We start from the raw sequence: 22,062 nt of genomic DNA on the forward strand, positions 1-22,062 counted from the left end.
GTGTAACTGTGCATTAGTTAACAGCTAATAACAAATGACAAATGACAAATAACAAATAACTATTGACTATTGACTCTTGACTCTTTTTGCTAGTAATCCTGCAATGGCAGCATTTAAATAACCGATCTGACCATAGGCATAGACAAGTTTGTCAAATCGTTCTGCGGGATCAGCAAAATATTTAACTGCTTTATACAAGCCACGCAAAAAACGCTCGCTACCGCGTTGTAGCTGGCTAAATCCTGCTGTTCCTGCTAGTTGTTCTCGATAACACTCACTAATACCCTGCCACCAACCCCGATTTAAAAACCAAGAACGTTTAATACGTTCGGGGGAAACATTGTGAAACACGTGGGCTTCGGGTAGATACATGACTTGCCAACCTGCTTGGAGGGCAAGTTCAGTCATTTGTAGTTCTTCATTAGATAATAATTTTTTACCTATACGGCCAAGCTGAGGATCAAAGCCTCCAATTTCTTCGAGAAAAGCGCGACTTATGGAGTAATTTAAACCTCTAGGAGTTAAACTAGGCTTGTCTATGCAGACTGTGTTTTCACCGAGATCATATGCCCCTAAATTAGCAGCTAGTCCTGGAGAAAGCCATTGTGGTGATTGCATTCCCTCAGGCCATAACAAGCTGACTTTGCCACCAGCGATCGCTAATTTTGGGTTATTTTTATAAGCGTTATATAAAACTTGCAGCCAGCTAAGGCTAGCGACAGCATCATCATCAAGGTATGCCAGAATTTTACCACTTGCAACTTGAGCGCCTGTATTCCGGGCTACAGATAGACCAATAATAGGTTCAAAGACATACTTGAGGTGGGGATAATTTGCCCTTTGTTCTACAACATCACGAGTGCGATCGCTAGAACCATTATCCACCACTATCACTTCAAAGCCAGAAGCAAAATCCTGCGCGAGGAGGCTATCTATAGCAGCGCCTAAATAATTGTCTCGGTTGTGAGTACAGATAATGGCAGAGATTGGCGTATCTGGCATAGGGAGTTTTTGGTTATTGGTTGTTGGTTGTTAGTTGTTGGTTGTTGGTTGTTGTTTTAATCACAACTAACTACTAACTACTAACCATAAAAAAATTCAATACTTGCCTGTTCTGGAGCTAATCTATACCAAAGAAACCTGACTCACCAACCGAGTTTTTTCGGAAATCACCCTGATATCTTCACATAAGATGCTCATAGCTAAATTTGCTATCATCGCAAATTAAAAGTTTTGAGGCTTGATTGTTAAATTGCCTGTTAGTTGCTTTACTGACATTGAATGTGACCATGTAATACCACAAGCGTTTCAGCTAGTTGTGAAAGACGAGTTTCTAAGTATTGCTTGCGTCCTAACAACTGACGTAACTTTTGGTAACGAGCGATCGCCATACTCACACTCGCAACCTGATCCGGGGGACACGGACGTGTCCACACTGTACCGGAAGCATCCAAACCACACAAACGGTAGCCACTAGCAGATGATTGATAGGAAATCTTGGCTTGTTGGGCACAAATTTCTTCTACATAATCCATTAAGCGGTTAACTTCTGCATGACGTAGTGTAGCGCTTCCTGTTGGTTCGTTGTCTGTGTGCGATTCTAACCAACCATTGACTATTGGTCCTTCTAGATAAACATCTTGTATTTGCCGCACGATTTTTTGTAGTTCTGTCTGCCAACTGGCAACAATTTCCTGTATTTCTTGCAACAGATTCATTGCCAATGCTGGGTTGGCTGCATTGCGATGGTTACTAAAGCTAGGAGTTTTAAATTTGGGTAGGCTTGGTGTTTTGCAACCGTTTTCTTCTACTGGGAATGTCTGTACAGAGGTGTGATGAAACTGAGAGTATTCTTCTGGTTGCTGATCATACTCATCTTCAGTTTGGATATCATCATTTTCTGAGTTTTCTGCTCCACCAACACTGATCCGAAATGATAAAGACTGCTTGTTGACTTCTGATGTCTCAGTGGTGGTGATGTCGCGATTTCCTAAATCGTGTAGAGTAGCCTCAATACGCTTTAAGCCTGCTTTCATAATAGGAATCTCTAACTATTCTGTGACTTGTGATTGTGGATGATGCTGAATTGATAGTTGGGATTTTTGACTTTTCCCAATAGTTACATCAATGAGATGCTGAGTGTTAATTTTATCTCTTAAAAGTTATTTGGGGTCAACAATCTCATCCCCAAAGTGAAAATTTATGGTAAATCGTTACAACCCTAGTTAATCCAAGATACTAAGGAAATAGCTTGGAGTAAAGCCACCAACTAGGAACATAGGGCATTTCGCCTCGGGGATCAGGCATGGGGTAAGGGTAATAATAATTTCTAAGTTTTAATTCATAATTCCCATTTCCCATTTCTTAATTTCATTTTTACCCTTGTGTTATGAAATTTTTATAATTTTCGGTTGATTAAGCAAAAGATGAATCAAATTATTCTGGTGACTGGGCCTGCACGTTCTGGTAAAAGTGAGTGGGCAGAAGCTTTGGCGATACAATCACACAAATCAGTAGTTTATATAGCAACTGCAACGCGCGATCCTGATGATCAAGAGTGGCAGCAACGTATTCAACAACATCAACAACGCCGTCCTCATGGTTGGACGACATTGGAAGTACCAATGCAATTGTCTGCTACTCTTGCCCAAATGCAACCAAATACCTGCGTTTTAGTTGATTCTCTGGGAACTTGGGTAGCGAATCTACTCTCTCAGGAAGAGGCTATGTGGGAAAAGACTATGCAAGAGTTATTAGAGACGCTGCAACTAGTTGCAGCCGATATGATTTTTGTTGCTGAGGAAACAGGATGGGGTATTGTTCCAGCTTATCCGATGGGTCGAAGTTTTCGCGATCGCTTAGGTAGCTTAGTACGACACTTAGGTTCAATATGTGAACCTGTGTATTTAGTCACTGGTGGTCATGTTCTCAATCTCAGTTTACTTGGTTCGCCGTTGTCTGTTGGGGAGGTAGGGAGATGGGGTGATGGGGAGGTGTGAGGGGTATGAGGAGTGTATAGACGCGCTTTGCGCGGCTTAAGGCAGGGTGGAGTATGAGGAGTATAAACTACTAATAATGACAAATGACAAATAACACCAATGATAAATAACAAATGACAATTGACCATTGACCATTCTTAATTATTTATTCCAAATTGATTATCCAAAATCTAAATAAAATTTAGAGTATGGCATCTCAAAATGAAGTTAAAAAATATCTAGCTTACTGGTTTCAGCTAGGCAAAAAAGTAATCATCAGTAATGGTGCAGAAGCTTTGTTGCCTAAGTCTGTGATTGCAGGCGATCGCTATAGTGATGAATTTGAAGAATGCTGGCGGAAAATCATCTCTGAAAAAGCAGGTGATTGCTATCTTGAAGGTACAAGCGAAACTATTGCTGAATTGCTAACATCGAATTGGGAAATGTTTGCTTGTTCGCGCTGTACAATGCCTATACCTGTGCGAAGTATAGGTATGCCTGCTGAGTCATGTCCATGCAATGATTTATCTGACTGGCCAAATACAGAAGTTCCTCTTCCCAGAGGGCCTATCAACAGTCAAATACAGCTAAAATTAATTAGCGATCAACTTGAAAAAATAAATGAGTTTTCTCATCGTTCTAATAGTTGATTATTGAATAAAGTGATTTGGCCTCAATATTTTTCTGATTATTTTTCCGATTATTTTTATATTGTGGATAATCTGCAACTCGGTTTTTCTATAAAAACCGGGTTTTCAATTTTATAGGCATGTATTTTTCAGAAATAGCACTCGTATAATCCTGCAATTAAAGCTTCTCAAGCTGGTAAATAAGTTTACAGAAATTGCAAATGACTTATGTATTAGCAAGGGTATATCGTAATAGGCAAGGAAGAAGTTGAGCTACTCAAAAAGCAAAAAAGCTACTCAACTTCAATTATCACACATAACAACAACAATACAAGCAAGGAGTCTTGCAACTATGTCTCACGAAACATCTACATCTAATTTGTTTAGTGAAGTAACCGAAGAACAACAGCAAATGGTTGCTGGTGGTAAGACTATCTACGACAATCTCAGCACCTACTTTAATGCAGATACAACCGCCTTTGCTTTTGCAGCAGTATCTGGTCCTGGTGGCAGCCAAGTAGTTCAGGAATTTGCTGAGCAGGAAATTAACACCAGTGCTTACAAAACTTTTGAACTCAATCCCTACTTCTACTCATATTAAATAATTCCAAAGTTCCACATCAAAAATAAAGGATTTTCAACCATGTCTAACGAAGCTTTTGCATCTCATCTGTTCAGTGAAATCAGCGAAGAACAACAGCAAATGACTGCTGGTGGCAAGAGTATTAATGACTATCTCAGCACCTACTTTAATGCAGATACAACAGCGTTTGCTTTTGCAGCAGCATCTGGTCCTGGTGGTAGTGTTGTAACTCAGGAATTTGCTGAACAAGAAATCAATACCAGTGCTTACAAGAGTTTCCAACTCAATCCCCAATTTTACTATCCATACTAAGTCAGTCGAAAGTTGAGTGCTTCATTTGGCTACTCAACTTTCAACATGACAATATAAACCTGAGCAAGGAGTTTTTTATCATGTCTAACGAATTGTTTACTGAAGTGTGTGAAGAACAACAGCAAATGGTTGTTGGGGGTACAAGTATCGCCGACTATATCAACACTAATTACTATCAAGACTTAACTGCTTTTAATTTTGCAGTTGCATCTGGTCCTAATGGTAGTTATGTAACCCAACAATTTGCTACCCAAACGATTGATACCAGCGCTTATAAGAATTTCTTGGTCGATCCTTATGGCGGATATTACGACGGTCTAGATGACTAGATGTGGATAATTAATGTAGTTGAATCAATTATTGAATTCAACTGAATATCTACAAGCATGTTGATGAAAGTCAGCTATCGAACTCATATATACAACGGATAGCTGACTGTTGATAACAGCAAATATTTTGTCTGAGTACTTATACTTTTTTAAGCTGTATATACAGGCATAGCAAAGAGGTAAAACTGTGTCTACAGATAGAGAATTAACAAACTCTGAGCTTTTTGTAGAGTTATCTGAAAAAGAACAGGAAATTACGACTGGAGGGCGCTCATCTTCACTATATGATTTTGTCATTAAAAAGACAAACATTGTAACTTTTGCAAATCATGAAAATAATTTTTCAGATGATGTACACAACATTTCATCTAAGCAACAAACTGGATATTCACTTTCAGAAGTTACCTTTGGTTTTAATTTTAGTGGACTACGGGGACGTAAATACGGTTTGAGTGGCTTGGAAATCTTACGTCGACTCATTTTTTATCTCTTTAGTTAATAGTAGATTATCGTCAGTGTTAAGTCACTTCAGCAACAAGCAAACAGATTGACTAAACCTTCAGGTTCTCAATCTTTTGGGTGGACTACAGATGAAATACAAGTTTGTTAAACAGCATAGTGAAGAAGACTGTGGAGCTGCTTGTTTAGCTACCATTTCTAGGCATTATGGACGTAATTTTACTCTTAATCACATCCGTGAAATGGTAGGTACTGGACAGTTTGGAACGACTTTATTAGGGTTAAAACGGGGTGCAGAATCACTTGGATTTAATGCTCGTCCAGTTAAAACTTCACCAGAACTTTTAAACCGAATGAAAGAAGCACCTCTGCCAGCAATTATTCACTGGCAGGGAAATCATTGGGTTGTTTTATATGGCAAGCAAGGTAACAAATGTGTCATTGCTGATCCGGCTGTAGGTATTCGTTATCTGTCTAAAAAGGATGTAGCAGATAATTGGACAGATTGGTTAATGCTGTTGTTACAGCCAGATCAAACTCGCTTTTTCTCCCAAGAGGATGATAAAGTGAGCGGCTTTTGGCGTTTCTTCCGGCGTGTTTGGGCTTTTCGTGGCATACTGGTCCAAGCGTTACCTTTAAACTTAATTTTAGGACTGCTATCTTTAGCCTCGCCATTTTTGCTCCAAATTCTTACTGATGATGTTTTGGTAAGAGGAGATACAAGGCTGCTCACAACTGTGGCTATCGCTGTGGTTGTGATGCATTTTGTTTCTACTAGTCTTTCGTTTGTACAGTCTAATTTAATTGCTCATTTTGCTCAGCGTCTGCAATTAGGTTTGGTGTTGGAATTTGGGCGACAAATTCTGCGCTTACCTCTTTCTTACTACGAAGCTCGTCGCAGTGGAGAAATTGTCAGCCGTTTACGGGATATAAATCAGGTTAATCAGTTAGTTGCTCAAGTTATTGTTGGTTTACCTAGCCAATTTTTTATTGCCCTTATTTCTTTTGGCTTCATGCTGTTTTATAGCTGGAAGTTAACGACGGTAGCTATATTTATTGCTATAGCAATGAGCATTTCTACAGTTATATTTCAGCCTACTTTACGAAATAAAACCCGTGAACTATTAGTTCAAGAGGCAGAAAATCAAGGTGTTTTAGTAGAAACTTTTAAAGGCGCACTTACCCTAAAAACTACTACTGCATCACCACAATTTTGGGATGAATTTCAAAGTCGATTTAGTCGCTTGACAACCATAACTTTAAATACAATTCAAATTGCGATCGTCAATAGTACATTCTCAGGATTTGTTGCTGCTGTTGGCGGTGTTATTTTGTTGTGGTTTGGTGGAAATTTAGTAATTCAACCCGAGGAAAATCTGAGTATTGGGCAATTATTAGCTTTTAACGCAATGAATGCTAATTTCCTGGGTTTAATTGGTAGTGTAATTGGTTTTGTAGATGAATATACTCGTGCAAAAACTGCTGTTCAACGGCTGACGGAAGTTATAGATGCCACCCCAGAAGATGATAAAGATGGTAAAAAGCAGTTTGCCAAGATACCTGGAGATGCTGACATTATTTGTACTAATGTCAACTTTCACTATGCAGGTAGGATGGATTTGTTAGAAGATTTTTCATTAACAATTCCAGGTGGTAAAGTAATTGCTTTTATTGGTAAGTCTGGTTGTGGTAAAAGTACTCTTGCTAAATTAATTGCAGGCTTATACCCATTACAATCTGGTAATATCCGCATAGGATTATATAACTTAGATGATCTGGCTCTTGATTGTCTACGTCATCAAATAGTTTTAGTTCCCCAAGATGCTCACTTTTGGAGTCGTTCAATTATTGAAAATTTCCGTTTAGGAACACCTCATGTTACTTTTGAGCAAATTGTTAGATGTTGTGAAATAGCAGAAGCCGATGAATTTATCAGTAAATTACCTGATAAATATCAAACTGTTTTAGGCGAATTTGGAGCAAATATTTCTGGTGGTCAACGTCAAAGATTAGCTATAGCACGTGCTATTGTTAACGATCCACCAATCTTAATTTTGGACGAGTCTACAGCTGGATTAGATCCAGTTAGTGAGGCACAAGTATTAGATAAATTACTTCAACATCGTCGAGGAAAAACAACAATTTTGATTAGCCATCGTCCGCGAGTTATTAGTCGTGCTGATTGGATTGTGTTTTTAGAACAAGGTAGGTTAAAACTAAAAGGATCTGTGGAAGAATTAAGCTCGATTCCTGGTGATCATTTAGATTTTTTAACTCCTTGAATTAGTTGTTGGTTAGTAGTTAGTAGATAGTAGATAGTGGTTAATCAATAAAAAATGCGTACTAACTACTGTACAGGTGTCTACGTCCCTACTAACCACTAACCACTAACCACTAACTATTAACAATCATGCTTTATACTCATAATCAAAAATTTCTCCCTTCAGTTAATATCGATGAGTTTTTACCACCAATTAGTCGTTGGACAACCTTAGCTGGTATATTTTTGGTTACAAATGTCGCCACAGCGATCGCTCTCGCTTCGTACATTAAATACAATGTTACTGTCAAGACTTCTGCAACTGTACGTCCTACAGGAGATGTTCGGATCGTGCAACCAGAAATAGAAGGAACTGTTAAAGGCATTTTTGTTAAAGAAAATCAGATAGTTAAACAAGGAGATGTAATTGCTAAGCTTGATGATATGGAACTACATATCAAAAATAGTCAATTACAAAATAGTATTGAAGAAGGTAATTTACAATTAGCTCAAATTAAAGCCCAAATCCAAGCTTTAGATCTTCAAATAGATGCTGAAAAACAAGTCATTGAAACAACAGTTATTTCTGCTCAAGCAGACTTGACACGTAATCAAAGAGATTATCAACAAGAGCAAGTCAAAACTCAAAGCGAATTACTATCAGCAGAAGCAAATTTGCAAAAAGCTGAAGCAAGTTTAAAAAAAGCTAAAGCAGATTTAAATTTTGCTAAACAGGATCGCGATCGCTACAAAGAATTAGCACAATATGGAGCAATTGGTAAACGGGATTATGAGCAGAGAAAATTAGCTGTTGAACAAGCACAATTAGAAGTAGAGGCAGAAAAAAGAGCTATAGATATAGCTAAAGCTAGCCTGCAAACAGCAAAAGCTGCTCTTAATCCTAGTGCAGCAACGGTGGAAATTGCTCAGGAACGCATAGCCCAAGAAAAGGCAAAAGGTCAATCTAGTATCGCTGCTTTAATTAGAGAGAAAAATACTTTAATTCAGCGACAAATTGAACTTAGAAATCAAATCAAACAATACCAACAGGAATTACAAAAAAATATCATTCAAATGCAAAGTAGTGTCATTCGTGCTACTAGCGATGGTGTGATTCTCAAGCTCAATTTACGTAATCCAGGTCAGGTGGTACGCCCCTCAGAACCTGTTGTAGAGATTGTCCCTCAGCACGCGCCTTTAGTCGTGAAAGCCATCATTCCTGCGGCTGAGATTAAAAAGGTGGAAATTGGTCAAAAAGTACAGTTGCGAGTTGATGCTTGTCCATATCCTGATTATGGTACTCTCCAAGGTGTTGTTACTAGTGTTTCTCCAGACACAATCGCACCTGTCAATAATTCAGATGTGAGTGCAGTAAGTAGTCCAAGTCCTGCTGCTAGATCTTTTGAAGCAATGATCAAACCCGAAAGTTATAGTTTTGGAAATCATGAACATACCTGTAATTTACAACCAGGTATGAATGCTTCTGCTGATATTATTTCAAAACAAGAAACAGCTCTGAAATTTTTACTTAGGAAAGCCAGATTAATCACTGATTTATAACATTTCATGATGAAATCGCTTCTTGCACTTATTGTAATAGGCAGGAGCGGAGTATCTAAACATTTGTTACTAGATGTGGTAATAAGAGCCTCTAGCTATTGCCCTTGAAAGAAGCAATATCTCAGATACTAGAGTCTTCTAGTTTTAATTAGAAACTTAAAAATAAAATTATTTTAGTCAATGGTTGTTAATTACTATTGGCTATTAAACATTAAATATTAATGAATCAAAAAAGTCCTATATATAGGTAAGAAACTATGCAGTTTTCGGTAATAAAAACAGCTTTTTTGAACAAAAATATTGTCTATTTAAAGCAATTTCTTCAGGAGAAACATATCGTATGCTATTTAATACTACTCCATTGGTCTCAGAAAATAATTAAGAAAGCAATGTACTGTGAATTACCAATTGGCTGTACAAATTATAGTTTTGATTTTCTACTTTATGACACTAACTTTGCTAGTGAGAAATTCCTGTAAAACTCAACAAGCATTACAATGGTGGTCTTGTAGACAATCACTAAAAATGTTCTTGGAAGCAGAGAAAATTCGAGACAGTATATTACAGGAATCTTTTACTATTCGTCGTAGTCTAGAATTATTACCAGAAGGTAATTTAGAGTTATCAACAAATCAAACTCAAGAACTTTTAAAAAAATTTGATAATTTTCACCAATCTTTGGTGCAATTGAGCGATCGCTTATTTCCAGTCTATATCCAAGACAATTTGCCTTTGGCAATTCAGCATCTATTAGAACCCTGGCTTGCATCTCACTCTCAGATATATTTTCATCTTGATATGCCTAAGTCTTGGCGACATGAATCAGTAGATCGCAGTCTAATTGTTTTAAGGACTCTAGAAGAGTTACTGAAAATTAGTTTACCTGAAGTTTTAACACAAATTTCTATTTACATCTGTCTACAACAACAAACTAATCTCGGTAAGCTTGTATTAAAAATTACTTATCCTGATATTTCTACTCTCGTATTTTACAAAAATTTACCTGAACGAGAATATATTTGTAAAACTTTTAGATTTTTAACATCAGGCAAATGTTTTTGCTGTATTAATAATCTCAGTTTAGTTTGCTACCTATATTGGTAGAGAAATATTACTTGATTACGTTTATACTATACTTAAAGTATATTTAAATAAATTTTAATTTATCATTTTTAATACAGAGTATTTATTTGAACTTTTACTGTTGGCTAATAATTCTGAACAGAATACAAGCTCCCAGATTTATCTGTGGAATCAATACCAAATCTAAAATCTAAAATCTAAAATCCAAAATCTAAAATTGAAGAACCTGTGGAAAACTCCACAGAATGCGTCTACACTCTATGACAAGCTTTGAATTTTCTAGATAGCAGTAATAGTTATCTACTTAATTGTTGGGGTGTGAATTATGAAACAAGCGTTAACAAGACAAGCATTGCTAAAAATTTTAGTCATAGATGATCATGAATCAGTATTGGGTGGAACCATAGAAGTACTACGAAAAAAATACATGGATGCTGAATTTTTAACAGCAGTTACAGCTCAAGAAGCGCTTGATCAAGTAGCAAAGATGCAACCTGATTTAGTAGTTATGGATCTTTCTCTACCAGAAAGTCCTGGCAAAATGGCACGACCAGATACAGGTGTCAAACTACTTAGAAACTTAATGAAAAACCATATAAATTTGAATATCGTAGTTCAAAGCGCTCATGTAAGAACATTAGTACGAATCAGACCTGATATTGATATTCATAAAGGAGGTTTTACAGTCGCCGATAAAAGTCTTTCTAGCCAGGAAATGTTGACTAGAGTAGATTGGGCATTACAGGGATTAACTCATACAAAAGATATTAAAGGTGTTCATGCTGGCTTAGAAGTCAAACCAGAATGGTTAAGGGTGCTAACTCTCGCATTTGAAGAAGGATTAACAGATAAGGCGATCGCAGAGCGCATGTGTGTTGGCGAACGTATGGTACGTCATTATTGGAGCAAGTTACAAGATGCTTTAGATGTTTATCCTGAAGAGGGAAAAAATATGCGAATTCAAACGGAAATGCGAGCCAGAGAAGAAGGATTAATTGATTAGTATTTGGCTGTTGGTAGTTCGTTGTTGGTTAGAAAAAATACAAAACAACTAACATCAAACAATAAACAACAAACAACAAATAATAAACCAATGCAGGCTGAACTGTGGAGAATTATTAAAGAGGAAATAGCCATTTGGCGTGTAGGTGCATTACCAGGGATGGCAGTTATAGTGCTGGTAATAATTACTCGTTTAAGTGGTTATATGCAGTCTCTTGAATGGTTAGCCTTTGATAATTTTTTGCGTATACGTCCTGCTGAACCAATTGACGAACGTGTTGTCATTATCGGAATAAATGAAGAAGATATCCGTAGTGTTGGAACCTACCCCATACCAGATAGAGAAATTGCAGCACTATTGAGAAAGCTCAATTCTTTAGCACCCAGAGTTATTGGTCTTGATATTATTAGAGATTTACCTGTTGAACCTGGACATACAGAACTGGTTAGTGCATTTAAGGATATCAAAAAATTAGTTGCGATTGAAAAAGTATTACCTGAAAAAGTTGCTCCTCCACCAAAATTACCTCCAGAACAAGTTTGTTTTTCAGATCAAATCATCGATACTGATGGTAAATTACGACGCAGTTTGTTGGCAACACCTACAGAACAAGAATATAAATTTTCTTTATCTGTTTGCTTGGCAAAAACTTATTTAGCTAAGCAAGGTTATAGCCTAGAAAACGGTATTCGTGACCCCCAAGCGCTTAGGTTTGGGAATCTTGAACTACCCCGATTTTTTCCCAATTCTGGAGGATATGTCAGAACTGATGCTGGTGGAGTGCAGATGCTGCTCAATTTTCGCAGTGGTCAAAAAAGATTTAGAATTTTATCTCTTAATGATATTAAAAATGGAAAATATCAGCCGCAGTGGATACGCGATCGCATTGTAATTATTGGTATTACTGCGCCTAGTGTGAAAGACTTCATCACTACTTCTGCTGTAGTATCTATACAACCTGCACAGGGACGTATTTATGGAGTGGAAGTTCAAGCACATGCTAGTTCTGCAATAGTTAGTGCAGTGCTAGACTCCAGATCACTGTTGTATAGTTGGGCAGACTGCTGGGAATATGCATGGATAATCGGCTGGGGTGTTTTAGGAATTGCTTTCGCTAGACTCACCAAATCTCCGTGGCGAAATCTGGTTGCTGTTGTGATAGCCAGTACTATTTTAATAGCTGTCAGTTATCTACTTTTGTTGTGTTGGGGTTTATGGGTTCCACTAGTACCAGCAATCCTTGTTCTAAATTTAAATGGGATTGCCATGACAGCTTTATACCAGTATGACCAAGCATTGCGTTCTAGAATAGAAGCTCGTCAAGCCCTAATTGAACGTACTTTTGAAACAATTCATAATGGGCCATTGCAAACCCTGGCTAAAGCATTGAAGACAATTCGCGAACAAAAATTATCATCAGAAGAATTAATACCCGGACTTGAAAAAGAATTAGAAAAATTAAATTATGAGCTAAGAGGCATATATGAATTTTTACAAAGAGAACCTCTAACTCAAGATAGAAGTTTATATCTCGGAAATGGTCTACTGCTAAATTTACAAGACCCTATTCATACAGTTCTCTATCAAGTTTATGACCATACATTACAGCGAGAATTTTCTTGCTTTAGTACACTCAGGGTTAAGATAGTAACATTTGATCCAATTGATGATCACTTAAGTATTGAACAAAAACGTGGACTTTGTCGCTTTTTAGAAGAAGCTTTGTGTAACGTAGGCAAGCACGCCACAGGTGTAACTCGCTTAGTGGTTAGTTGTACCCAAAATGAAGGATGGTACACTCTAAAAATTATTGATGATGGCTTGGGTAGCATCTCTGCTAAAGAAGGTCGAGGAACACAACAGTTCCGAAATCTAGCTCGACAATTAAGAGGAAAATTTACGCGATCGCCTCTTTCCCCTCGAGGTACTCTTTGTGAAGTATCTTGGCCTGTGGCAAAGTTTGGCTTTTGGTAAATGTTTTTTTTAATAAAAATATTTTGAGTGATAATTCCAAACAAGCGCTATGAAAGCTACTTCTGACCAATCTAAAACCTCAAATCCAAAGTTAGACGATTCGTGTGAAAACCTGAAAAAGTGGCTTTCTGTATGTGAGTTTCAGAATATATAATATACAAGTATTTTTGTCTATTACTAATATTCTGATACTTGCCAAGTAATATAATAAATATTTTAAAAAAATGTGAGATATAGTAAATATAAGCCAGCATTATGTAGTTTTCAGTAATGCGAATGACTAAAATATGAAATGAATTTAGTCATTTACTAGTAATACAATTAAGATAGATATGTAGCTTGGCACACAAAACGTATTTCTCCTGAGCAATGGTAATCCTCAATGAGCTATGGCAAGATGGTTAATTGCAATTAACTATTAATAATTGCTAATCTCCAAGCAACTACATATCTACCAATTACTATGAATTTTTTGAGTGCAATGCCAAGAGGGAAAGATAATGACTCACAAACAGTGGCTCTTGCACAAAATTTTTAATCATAAGATTTTAATAATTTGTGCTTTGACCATCCCTTTCTTGTTTACTCAAATAACTTTAGCTGCGTATAAACCTCCCCGCAATCAAAAACCACCAAGTGGTTATACAGAATCATCGGGAGTTAGGGGAAAATGCAAAGCTATAGATGCTGATTCTGTAACCCTGCTTGCTCCTTCTACACATATTGGACAAACCACTTCCAGCCATCCCACCTTTGCTTGGTTTGTACCTCATCACCAAAGAGTACCGCTAGAGTTCTCTATTTATGAGTTAGGCAGTAATGAGCAACTAAAACTAACTTATAAATCTCGATTGCAGAGTTCGCCAGGGGTTATGAAACTATCTTTACCAGAGAATTTACCTGGTTTAGCCTTGGGTAAAAAATATCTATGGCAAGTAGAAATTTTGTGTGACTTTAACTATCCTTCACGCAATTTACTAGCCACAGCAGATATTGCAATTGTACCCATGCCAGCCAATTTACAAGAAGCACTGCATCATAAGGGCGATCGCACCCAAAGAGCTAGTCTCTATGCTGAAGCAGGTATGTGGTACGATGCCTTGGGTGAAGCCTTAGCTGACAGTGGCGATGGCGAATTGGGGAAACTGGCAGCAAATTTATTAAAAGACCTAGCAAGCTTAGAAAAGTCACCAGAAATTAGAGATTTATCTCAAGTTGCTTTAGGACAAAATCAATAGGCGTCTAAAGCTGGAGTGTTCTTTCCTTTAAGGATTTAATTTTGTTGGTCATAGGTAATTAGTTTTTTCCGTTACCTACTATATCAAGTTCGGTTAATCACTTAGAATCAAAAATCTCACCCCCATTCCCTCTCCTTGCTAAAGAGAGGGGTGCCGAAGGCGGGGTGAGGTAAAAGGGAATTGTAAGTAATCATGCGAACTTGATATTACCCATTAAACCTCTTGCATGAATCCCAAAAACCCCCTTAATCCCCCCGTTCATGGGGGGAAGATTTAGTTCCCTAAGCGAGATCGCTTAGGGCTAGGGTGAGATTTATATAGTAGGAAAAGGGTAAAAGTTAATCTACAACCAATTTCCTAAGAGGATGAATGGCGCCCAATAGTAAGGATGGGCATATTTTTTTCCTAGAGTAATCAGATCTTGCTGTGCTTTCTGTAAAGCTTCTGCTTTACTTAAACCGTAATCATACCAATATTGATAAAATTTTGTTACTAAAGTCACTGTAGCTGCATCGTTGATTGACCATAGAGACGCAAGAGTACTTTTCACACCTGCTGAGACTGCCACACTAGCTAGACCCAAATTAGTATGGTCATTTCCACGGGCGGTTTCACAAGCAGTTAATAACAATAAGTCAACTGAATTTATACCCTGTGATACGTCTTGAATCATCCTATACAAGTCTGTCATGGTAAGCTTTTCGTTTTTACCGATGATCAGAAATGTATCTTCAGGAGCAATACCAAATTCAGCATGAGTAGCAATATGAATTATTGGATAAATACTGCGCTGGAGTTCTGCTTGCAAGTGAGCACGTGTAAAATTTTGATTTAATAACTGCTTGCTACCCGGTATAATCATCAAAACTTGATCAATTTCTTTTTTGACATTGGTCAAAGCTTTATATATGCGACCATCTACCTTTGCATCTTGAGTCAGTCCCACAGCTAAAGCCCGTAAATTTTCCGATTTGATTTTGGATGGATCTGTCAGAGTCAAACTCGGGGTAGATGCGATCGCGTATTTCTCAATTAAAAAATTCTGACCGTCATGTAGTGCTGCCATTGGTACACTACGGAGAAAACTGTCTGGTACAAAAACTAGTGTTTTAACCTGTAGTGACTCTAACTCATGAGCAAAAGGACGAACGATCAAATCATATAGCTTTTGTGCCTGCCTGCGATTATAAATGATGTCACTGCGCCTTTCTAACCCAAGGCGAAATTTGGTAATTTCATCTTTAAACCTTTGACTATCAAAGTTGATCCACTTTAATTTAGTTTCACCATTAGGAAGATAAACTACAATTGCGGTACGGTCTTCTAAGACTATTGACCAAAAGACAGCTGTAATTGTGTTAGCGCTTAATAAATCAGTAGCTTGATGAAACTTTACTGCCACATCATCTTTGTGGAAGTAATTTTGCAGTTGTGCTAGTTTAAGAGCATCAAGGCTAGTGATTGCAGAGTAAAGAGAACTCGATTCGCCGTCAACATCCTCAAGACTTAACTTTAGTGCGATCAACTCGTGATAAATATATTCTAAAGTATTGTAGGGATCTGACTGTAAGTCTGGATTAGTGACAACTATCTGGGTGTAGATTTTTTCTAGGGTTGTCACAGCTTGTTCATAAGCTGCGATCGCTTCGAGTGGTCTATTTTGTGATTTTAAAATTCTTCCTGCTTGCCAATACCACAAATACAAGCTATCTTGAGCGTTTGGTTTTGTTTGTGCAGCTTGTTGTGCTTGTTTCGTTAATTTTAGTGCTTGCTCGTAATCATGGTGACACTCATAAATATGACCGAGATTACCAAAAGCAAAAGATAAAGCACGATGATCTGACAACTTTTGAGCGATCAATACAGCTTGATTGAGTAAATTAATAGCTTGTGATTCTCGATAATTAGTTGGACATTTGGCAAAAAATAAATTTCTTTCAGATGAAAAATCCTTCAATAATTCAGCTAATTCAATAGCTGCATAAGCTTTTGCTTCTGAAATTGGTAAGTGTTCTAACAGCAAGAAAACTAGTTGTAATTTTGCTATTGCTAGTTGTGATTTTCCAATTCGATTCGCAGGTGGAATAGAGTAGATTAATAATTTTATTTCGTTAATTTTATCTTTGGATTTACGGAAGATATTTAAACTATTTTGGAAAGATTCTAAAGCTTGAAAATCATATCTTGATGCTTGTTTGATAAAAGCTTCAGCTTCGTCATTCTCACCTGTATCCCAGGCGATTTTGGCATAGTTATAATTTTGTTTAGACAAATTTATATAAGTAATTCCCAGTTGAGTGAAAGCAGCAGCTTGATATGCTAAATTATGAGTATCCTGAGCAGCTTTAATGCTAAATTTTAAATCAATGATCGCTTTATTATAATTGCCTTCGATGCGATGAGCTTCACCTCTAATTCGTAAAGCCGCAGACTCTAAAGTATCATCATGGTGAGTCCGAGCAATTTGTAAAGCAACTTCAGAAAGTCTCCTCGCATCATTAAATTCACCTAGGCTATTATATGCTTGCGCTTGCTGGATTAGAATTTGCCCCACATTTGGCCAATTGTTAATTTGGCGGTAATAGGCAACTAATTCTCCCCAATAGGCGATCGCTGCTTTTGGCTTACCTATTTTCTGATATGCCCTTGCCAGTTTCTCAACAATGGCTATCTTGCTGCTGGTCTTTTGATTTTCATTGGATAGATTTAAAGCTGTTTGCCAATCTGCGATCGCGCCTTGGAAATCTTCTGCTTCATATCTTTTCTCACCTCGCTTTAGTAGCTGATTGACATCAGTTGGTGGAGTTAGAAAGTTTTGAGTGTATTCATTTTGAACTACTGCTTTTACTGAAATTACTTCGCTAACTATTCTTGACCATGATGGAAAATATTTTATGCACAAGCCACAGGCAAAAATGCATATAAATAAAAACTGCAATAAGCGTCGGATATTCGATATCCGATGTCTGCTTAACATAGGACAACTTTAGTAGTAAATCTTAATAATTTACTTGAGCTAATATGTCGATTAATTTACTTACTGCTATATAATGATTACTTTTTCAAATCTAACGTTTTGATTGCAAAAAAAACTGATATTTTATAAATATTCTGTAAATAAATCATATAAATTTGCAAAGTTTTTGTATGTGTTAAAATATTTATACATATTAATAAATATTAATTTAAATATTTTTGAGATATACATCCATAGGTAGATACTAATAACGACAGAATGAAGAATTGCTTTTCCTCTACTATTTAATAGGCTTTGTAGCAGTTATTGAGGAAAGGCTTAAAGGGATTAAAAAATCCTTTCCCCTATAAAGATGCACTCCAATTCTCGGCAAACTGTCAAAATTCCATGCCACTATATAAAATGAAGCACCAAATTGCAGCTAGTAGTTAAAGGAGGGCGGGTATAACGCTGTGCAAATCACATTTTTAGGGACGAGTTCAGGTGTACCAACGCGATCACGTAATGTTTCCAGTGTCGCTTTGAGATTACCCCAAAGAGCAGAGTTGTGGCTATTTGACTGTGGTGAAGGCACTCAGCACCAACTTTTACGGAGTGAACTCAAAAGCAGCCAACTCTCCCGAATTTTTATTACTCACATGCACGGCGACCATATCTTTGGTTTAATGGGTCTACTGGCCAGTTGTGGTTTAGCAGGCAATGTCGCACGTATTGATATATACGGTCCACCCGGATTGAATGAATATTTGCAATCAGCCTTGCGCTACTCTCACACACATTTTTCTTACCCTGTCAAAGTTCATGCCATTCGTCCAGGAATAATTCACGAAGATGACGAGTTTAGCGTCACCTGTAATTCTCTGCATCACCGTATTACCACCTTCGGCTACCGTGTGGCAGAAAAAGACCGACCGGGACGTTTTGACATTGAAAAAGCCAAAGCTATGGGAATTCCCCCTGGCCGCGTTTATGGTCAACTCAAACGTGGTGAAACCGTCACTCTACCCGATGGCAGAGAATTTAATGGTGCAGATTTTAGTGGCCCGACAGAAATTGGACGCAAGATAGCCTACTGCACAGATACAATTTATTCTGAGAACGCTGTGGAATTAGCACAGGATGCAGATGTGTTAATTCACGAAGCAACTTTTTCTCATCAAGATGCTGAGATGGCTTTTCAGCGTCTACATTCTACATCTACAATGGCGGCGCAAACAGCCTTAGCAGCTGGGGCACATCGCTTGATCATGACTCATTTTAGCCCTCGTTACGCTCCTGGTAATGGCATAGAGTTAAAAGACCTACTTCAGGAAGCCCGTGCTATTTTCCCCAAAACAGAAATGGCTTATGACTTCATGAGTTATGAAGTACCCAGACGGCGAGAAATAGAATTAACCCACACAAGTGTATCTACTCAATAAAAATGAGGCTTAACCAACATTTGAGAAAGGTGTATATGAGCCAGTGAAGGAATAGGAACATCTTTGAATAATGGTGATATGACTACCTTATCAATTACCTTGGATGTTAATTAATTTATGATCGCACTATTCTAGTAATAGCTACCTCTGGTTAAGAGCAAATGACTTTACAGAATCTTTAATTGGATTTAGCAGAGAGAAGAATAAATATTTAGGTAGTTTAATTATTTTTTGCCACAAAAAATACAATCTTTAGGAAGATATTATACTTGATTGAATATTTGTAGACTCTTATTAATTTTATGATTATACCAGATCACTTCATTGTTGCTATTGCTTATTGGAATAGATTGTAAAGTTTATATATGTTTCTATTTATCCAATAATTAAACTTGAAAAGAATCCGTAATTAGACATACTTTGTTTAATTCAGCTTTAATTTATAAGCATTTTATCTTGATCACTTAAGTTGTATTTACAAGTTAGGGTAGATATTGATAGGTTAGTTGATATACCAGTACCGTCGTATACAACTTAACTTTGAAATCATTCATGATTTAATATGAATGAAATGCTAGCAAAATTTACTACTAAAATCGAATACTCAAAATCCTTGTATAAATCACTTAAAGTTGTTTATTGCTATTAACAATATAATCTCATAAGGAAATCATAAAGATTCATCAGGAGACTTGACGATTTAGAGATGATTACTTTAGGTTGATATGAACTAAAAATAGCGTTAATTATCAACGAACTATCAAGTTTCTTCTCTTTGCTTATTTATGCCGATTTACATGACTCTTCAAACAGTTAATAGTTAACAGTTTCAAGGTATACAGCACATTTAATCGAGGATTATAATTGTGAATGACACTAGTTTGCATAGAGGGAAACTGGTTTTAATTTCCCAAAAAGACACGGCTAATATTCAACAAATATCTAAGATTTTGTTTCGTAGACGCTTCTTGATTTTGGGAATTTCCTGTGTTGTGATATCAATTGCAGGTTTATTGGCTTGGAAAGCAAAACCTACATACCAAAGCTCTATGCAGTTACTTGTTAGTTCTGATATAGCTGAAGATGAAACAGCAAGTAATATCTCAAAAAATCCAAATCAAAACTTAATTGAATCTACATTCAAAGGTGTAGAATATAATCATCACTTTGGTTTGATACTTAGCTCAAAACTGATCCAAAAAGCTGTAGATTCATTGCGTTCTGAGTATCCTGAACTAACAGTTGAAGATATCAAAGGTAATCATAAAACTCCCCAAAAAGGACTTTTAGCCATCACTATTATCGATACTGGAGGAGCTAATCAAGTCTTTGGACAAGTATTTGAGCTTTCTTTTGAGAGTAATGATCCAATAAAAGCACAGAAAGTTCTACAAGCTCTCCAAAAGGTATACAAAGATTATGAGCTTAAACAACGAAAACAGCGCCTTGATCAAGCACTAAATTTTGTAAATGCTCGCCTTACTAAAATTAAACAGGAAGTCAAGCAAGCTGAGGGCAATCTGGAAAAGTTTCGCAAAAAGTACAACTTAATCGACCCAGAAGTACAAGGTAAAATTCTGCTAGAAACGCTTGCAGATATAAAAAAACAATTACAAACCACTCGCGCTCAATTGCAAGATGTCCAAGCGCGCCACAAAAATCTGCAAAAGGAAATAGCTTATTCTCCCCAAAATCTAGCTCTTACCTCAAGTCTGAATCAGCCGAACCGTTACCAAACACTACTTGATGAAATTCAAAAAACAGAACTGTCTTTAGCTGAGGAACGTCAACGCTATACAGATGACTCTCCCAAAATCAAAGACTTGATTCAGCAGCACCAAAGCCAACTAGAGTTATTACAAAAAGAAATTGAGCGATCGCTCACTACCAAAGACTCGCCCAAGCAAGCAACGGACACAAACTCGACCGAACTGAGTAAGTGGGAAGCACTCCAGCAAGCATTGGCAGAAAAACTATCTCCCGCAGCCAACCCAGAACAACAGCAATTAATCCCACAATTGCTAACACAAGTAGATCAAAAGCTGATGCAACAATTAATCGAGGTACAGACAACGGCTGAGGGACTACGTGCCAGTGAACAGAGTTTGGTGGAATCAGAAAAGCAAATTCGCTCAGAACTCAGCAAGTATCCCAGCCTGATCTCCGAGTACAATCGTTTGTTACCTGAAGTGCAAGCAACTCGCAAAAAACTTGAGCAAATGACAGCAGCGCAACAGGCTTTAGGATTAAGAATTGCTCAAACAGGCTCTGACTTGCAAGTATTGGAAGAACCCCAACGCGGAACTTATTTAGGCAGCAACAGCTTATTCTTCCTCTTGGGAGGATTAATCATTGCACCTTTATTGAGTGTCGGAACAGCCGTAATCCGGGAACTATTTGACGATGTGATTTCTTCTCCCTCAGAATTACAAAAGCTAACAAATCTGCGATTACTGGCAACAGTTCCAAAACTGAGCAAACCTCGTCGTTACAAACAGCTTTTACACTTGCCTAAGATGTGGCACTCTCACAAAGATAAAAACACATCTGAAGGCAAAACTCTACCTGTCTATGCTACTTGGCCATCTCACGAAAAGTTGGATATAGCTTATCAAAACCTACAAATCATCACACCTTCTTCTAAATGTGTGATGTTGACATCCGCACAACCAAAAGAAGGCAAGACGAGCATCGCTTTGGGACTAGCGGTAAGTGCTGCTCGTATGCATAAACGGGTGTTATTGATTGATGCCAATCTGCGAGAACCGAGTCTGCACAAAACCTTGGAACTTGGCAACGATTGGGGACTATCTCTGTTGTTGGTTGATGAAAGCAATACCTCTGATCAAGATTACATTCAACCAGTTCATCCCTCGATTGATGTTTTAACAGCAGGTTCCCCAACCGAAGATGCAGTCAAATTGCTCAGTTCTGCACGTATGAAGGAACTACTGGAATCATTTGAGCAGACTTACGACTTAGTGTTAATCGATGCTCCTGCGATTCTCAAGACAGTTGATGCCAGAATTTTAGCAACCTTGTGCGATCGCATCATTATAGTGTCTCGTCTTAGTAAAATTACTCAAGCTGATGTAATTCAAGTAACAGACATTTTGAAAAACTTGAATGTAGTTGGCATTATTGCAAATACTGCTCAGTGAAACAACTGGGAACACGGGGGACAAGGGAGAAAATCTCACTCCTCACACTCCCCACCTCCCCACACTCCACCCTGCGGGAAGTCGCTTGCGCGTCT

Annotated in this window: 17 protein-coding genes; 14 read left to right on the plus strand and 3 right to left on the minus strand. The window is 37.5% G+C overall.

All coding sequences use genetic code 11. The features are described from left to right. Positions 1-66 precede the first annotated feature (66 nt). Positions 67-1,002, minus strand: a complete 936-nt coding sequence (locus RS893_RS14670; RefSeq protein ID WP_315791809.1) for a glycosyltransferase family 2 protein — start codon at positions 1,000-1,002, stop codon at positions 67-69. Between the two features lie 266 nt (positions 1,003-1,268). Next, entirely contained in the window at positions 1,269-2,036 is a 768-nt protein-coding gene (locus RS893_RS14675) for a hypothetical protein (RefSeq protein ID WP_315791810.1), read from the minus strand. A 390-nt stretch (positions 2,037-2,426) separates the two neighbouring features. Here RS893_RS14675 and cobU point away from each other — a divergent pair, with 390 nt between their 5' ends. From cobU to RS893_RS14735, 12 genes are all read left to right on the plus strand, one after another. Next, positions 2,427-2,999 carry a bifunctional adenosylcobinamide kinase/adenosylcobinamide-phosphate guanylyltransferase gene (gene cobU, locus RS893_RS14680; protein ID WP_315791811.1) on the plus strand — a complete coding sequence of 191 codons (573 nt, stop codon included), beginning with the start codon at positions 2,427-2,429 and terminating at the stop codon, positions 2,997-2,999. Between the two features lie 188 nt (positions 3,000-3,187). Further along, the gene (locus RS893_RS14685; protein WP_315791812.1) at positions 3,188-3,628 is read left to right on the plus strand and encodes a hypothetical protein; all 441 of its coding nucleotides are present in this window, start codon (positions 3,188-3,190) and stop codon (positions 3,626-3,628) included. A gap of 331 nt (positions 3,629-3,959) precedes the next feature. Further along, positions 3,960-4,208 (plus strand): CTB family bacteriocin, encoded by a 249-nt coding sequence (locus RS893_RS14690; protein WP_315791813.1) that lies wholly within the window; start codon positions 3,960-3,962, stop codon positions 4,206-4,208. A 42-nt stretch (positions 4,209-4,250) separates the two neighbouring features. Further along, positions 4,251-4,502, plus strand: a complete 252-nt coding sequence (locus RS893_RS14695) for a CTB family bacteriocin (RefSeq protein WP_315791814.1) — start codon at positions 4,251-4,253, stop codon at positions 4,500-4,502. An 80-nt stretch (positions 4,503-4,582) separates the two neighbouring features. Further along, the gene (locus RS893_RS14700) at positions 4,583-4,831 is read left to right on the plus strand and encodes a CTB family bacteriocin (RefSeq protein WP_315791815.1); all 249 of its coding nucleotides are present in this window, start codon (positions 4,583-4,585) and stop codon (positions 4,829-4,831) included. Positions 4,832-5,018: 187 nt separating this feature from the next. Then, positions 5,019-5,330: a hypothetical protein gene (locus RS893_RS14705; protein ID WP_315791816.1), complete on the plus strand. Its 312-nt coding sequence runs from the start codon at positions 5,019-5,021 to the stop codon at positions 5,328-5,330. 91 nt (positions 5,331-5,421) lie between these two features. Beyond that, positions 5,422-7,572 (plus strand): peptidase domain-containing ABC transporter, encoded by a 2,151-nt coding sequence (locus tag RS893_RS14710; RefSeq protein WP_315791817.1) that lies wholly within the window; start codon positions 5,422-5,424, stop codon positions 7,570-7,572. A 128-nt stretch (positions 7,573-7,700) separates the two neighbouring features. After that, on the plus strand, positions 7,701-9,110 hold the full coding sequence (locus RS893_RS14715) for an HlyD family secretion protein (RefSeq protein ID WP_315791818.1): 1,410 nt from the start codon (positions 7,701-7,703) through the stop codon (positions 9,108-9,110). A 444-nt stretch (positions 9,111-9,554) separates the two neighbouring features. Next, positions 9,555-10,214, plus strand: coding sequence for a hypothetical protein (locus tag RS893_RS14720; protein WP_315791819.1), 660 nt, complete (start codon positions 9,555-9,557; stop codon positions 10,212-10,214). A 304-nt stretch (positions 10,215-10,518) separates the two neighbouring features. After that, entirely contained in the window at positions 10,519-11,196 is a 678-nt protein-coding gene (locus tag RS893_RS14725; RefSeq protein WP_315791820.1) for a response regulator transcription factor, read from the plus strand. Between the two features lie 90 nt (positions 11,197-11,286). After that, a complete protein-coding gene (locus tag RS893_RS14730) occupies positions 11,287-13,170 on the plus strand; it encodes a CHASE2 domain-containing protein (protein WP_315791821.1) in 1,884 nt (627 codons plus the stop codon). 578 nt (positions 13,171-13,748) lie between these two features. After that, positions 13,749-14,408 carry a DUF928 domain-containing protein gene (locus RS893_RS14735; RefSeq protein ID WP_315791822.1) on the plus strand — a complete coding sequence of 220 codons (660 nt, stop codon included), beginning with the start codon at positions 13,749-13,751 and terminating at the stop codon, positions 14,406-14,408. A 343-nt stretch (positions 14,409-14,751) separates the two neighbouring features. On the opposite strand, the gene RS893_RS14740 is transcribed toward RS893_RS14735, so the two are convergent. Continuing rightward, a complete protein-coding gene (locus RS893_RS14740; RefSeq protein ID WP_315791823.1) occupies positions 14,752-17,385 on the minus strand; it encodes a CHAT domain-containing protein in 2,634 nt (877 codons plus the stop codon). Between the two features lie 452 nt (positions 17,386-17,837). Between RS893_RS14740 and RS893_RS14745 the strand changes: the two genes are divergently transcribed. Next, positions 17,838-18,806 (plus strand): ribonuclease Z, encoded by a 969-nt coding sequence (locus tag RS893_RS14745; RefSeq protein WP_315791824.1) that lies wholly within the window; start codon positions 17,838-17,840, stop codon positions 18,804-18,806. 863 nt (positions 18,807-19,669) lie between these two features. After that, positions 19,670-21,967 carry a polysaccharide biosynthesis tyrosine autokinase gene (locus tag RS893_RS14750; RefSeq protein ID WP_315791981.1) on the plus strand — a complete coding sequence of 766 codons (2,298 nt, stop codon included), beginning with the start codon at positions 19,670-19,672 and terminating at the stop codon, positions 21,965-21,967. Positions 21,968-22,062: the final 95 nt, after the last annotated feature.

Origin of the sequence: Fischerella sp. JS2 (genome assembly GCF_032393985.1) — a bacterium.
GTDB lineage: Bacteria > Cyanobacteriota > Cyanobacteriia > Cyanobacteriales > Nostocaceae > Fischerella.

Bases quoted from the DNA above. Each gene is read 5' to 3' on its own strand.
- RS893_RS14670 (WP_315791809.1), bottom strand. From the start codon at position 1,002: ATGCCAGATACGCCAATCTCTGCCATTATCTGTACTCACAACCGAGAC.
- RS893_RS14675 (WP_315791810.1), bottom strand. From the start codon at position 2,036: ATGAAAGCAGGCTTAAAGCGTATTGAGGCTACTCTACACGATTTAGGA.
- cobU (WP_315791811.1), top strand. From the start codon at position 2,427: ATGAATCAAATTATTCTGGTGACTGGGCCTGCACGTTCTGGTAAAAGT.
- RS893_RS14685 (WP_315791812.1), top strand. From the start codon at position 3,188: ATGGCATCTCAAAATGAAGTTAAAAAATATCTAGCTTACTGGTTTCAG.
- RS893_RS14690 (WP_315791813.1), top strand. From the start codon at position 3,960: ATGTCTCACGAAACATCTACATCTAATTTGTTTAGTGAAGTAACCGAA.
- RS893_RS14695 (WP_315791814.1), top strand. From the start codon at position 4,251: ATGTCTAACGAAGCTTTTGCATCTCATCTGTTCAGTGAAATCAGCGAA.
- RS893_RS14700 (WP_315791815.1), top strand. From the start codon at position 4,583: ATGTCTAACGAATTGTTTACTGAAGTGTGTGAAGAACAACAGCAAATG.
- RS893_RS14710 (WP_315791817.1), top strand. From the start codon at position 5,422: ATGAAATACAAGTTTGTTAAACAGCATAGTGAAGAAGACTGTGGAGCT.
- RS893_RS14715 (WP_315791818.1), top strand. From the start codon at position 7,701: ATGCTTTATACTCATAATCAAAAATTTCTCCCTTCAGTTAATATCGAT.
- RS893_RS14720 (WP_315791819.1), top strand. From the start codon at position 9,555: ATGACACTAACTTTGCTAGTGAGAAATTCCTGTAAAACTCAACAAGCA.
- RS893_RS14725 (WP_315791820.1), top strand. From the start codon at position 10,519: ATGAAACAAGCGTTAACAAGACAAGCATTGCTAAAAATTTTAGTCATA.
- RS893_RS14730 (WP_315791821.1), top strand. From the start codon at position 11,287: ATGCAGGCTGAACTGTGGAGAATTATTAAAGAGGAAATAGCCATTTGG.
- RS893_RS14740 (WP_315791823.1), bottom strand. From the start codon at position 17,385: ATGTTAAGCAGACATCGGATATCGAATATCCGACGCTTATTGCAGTTT.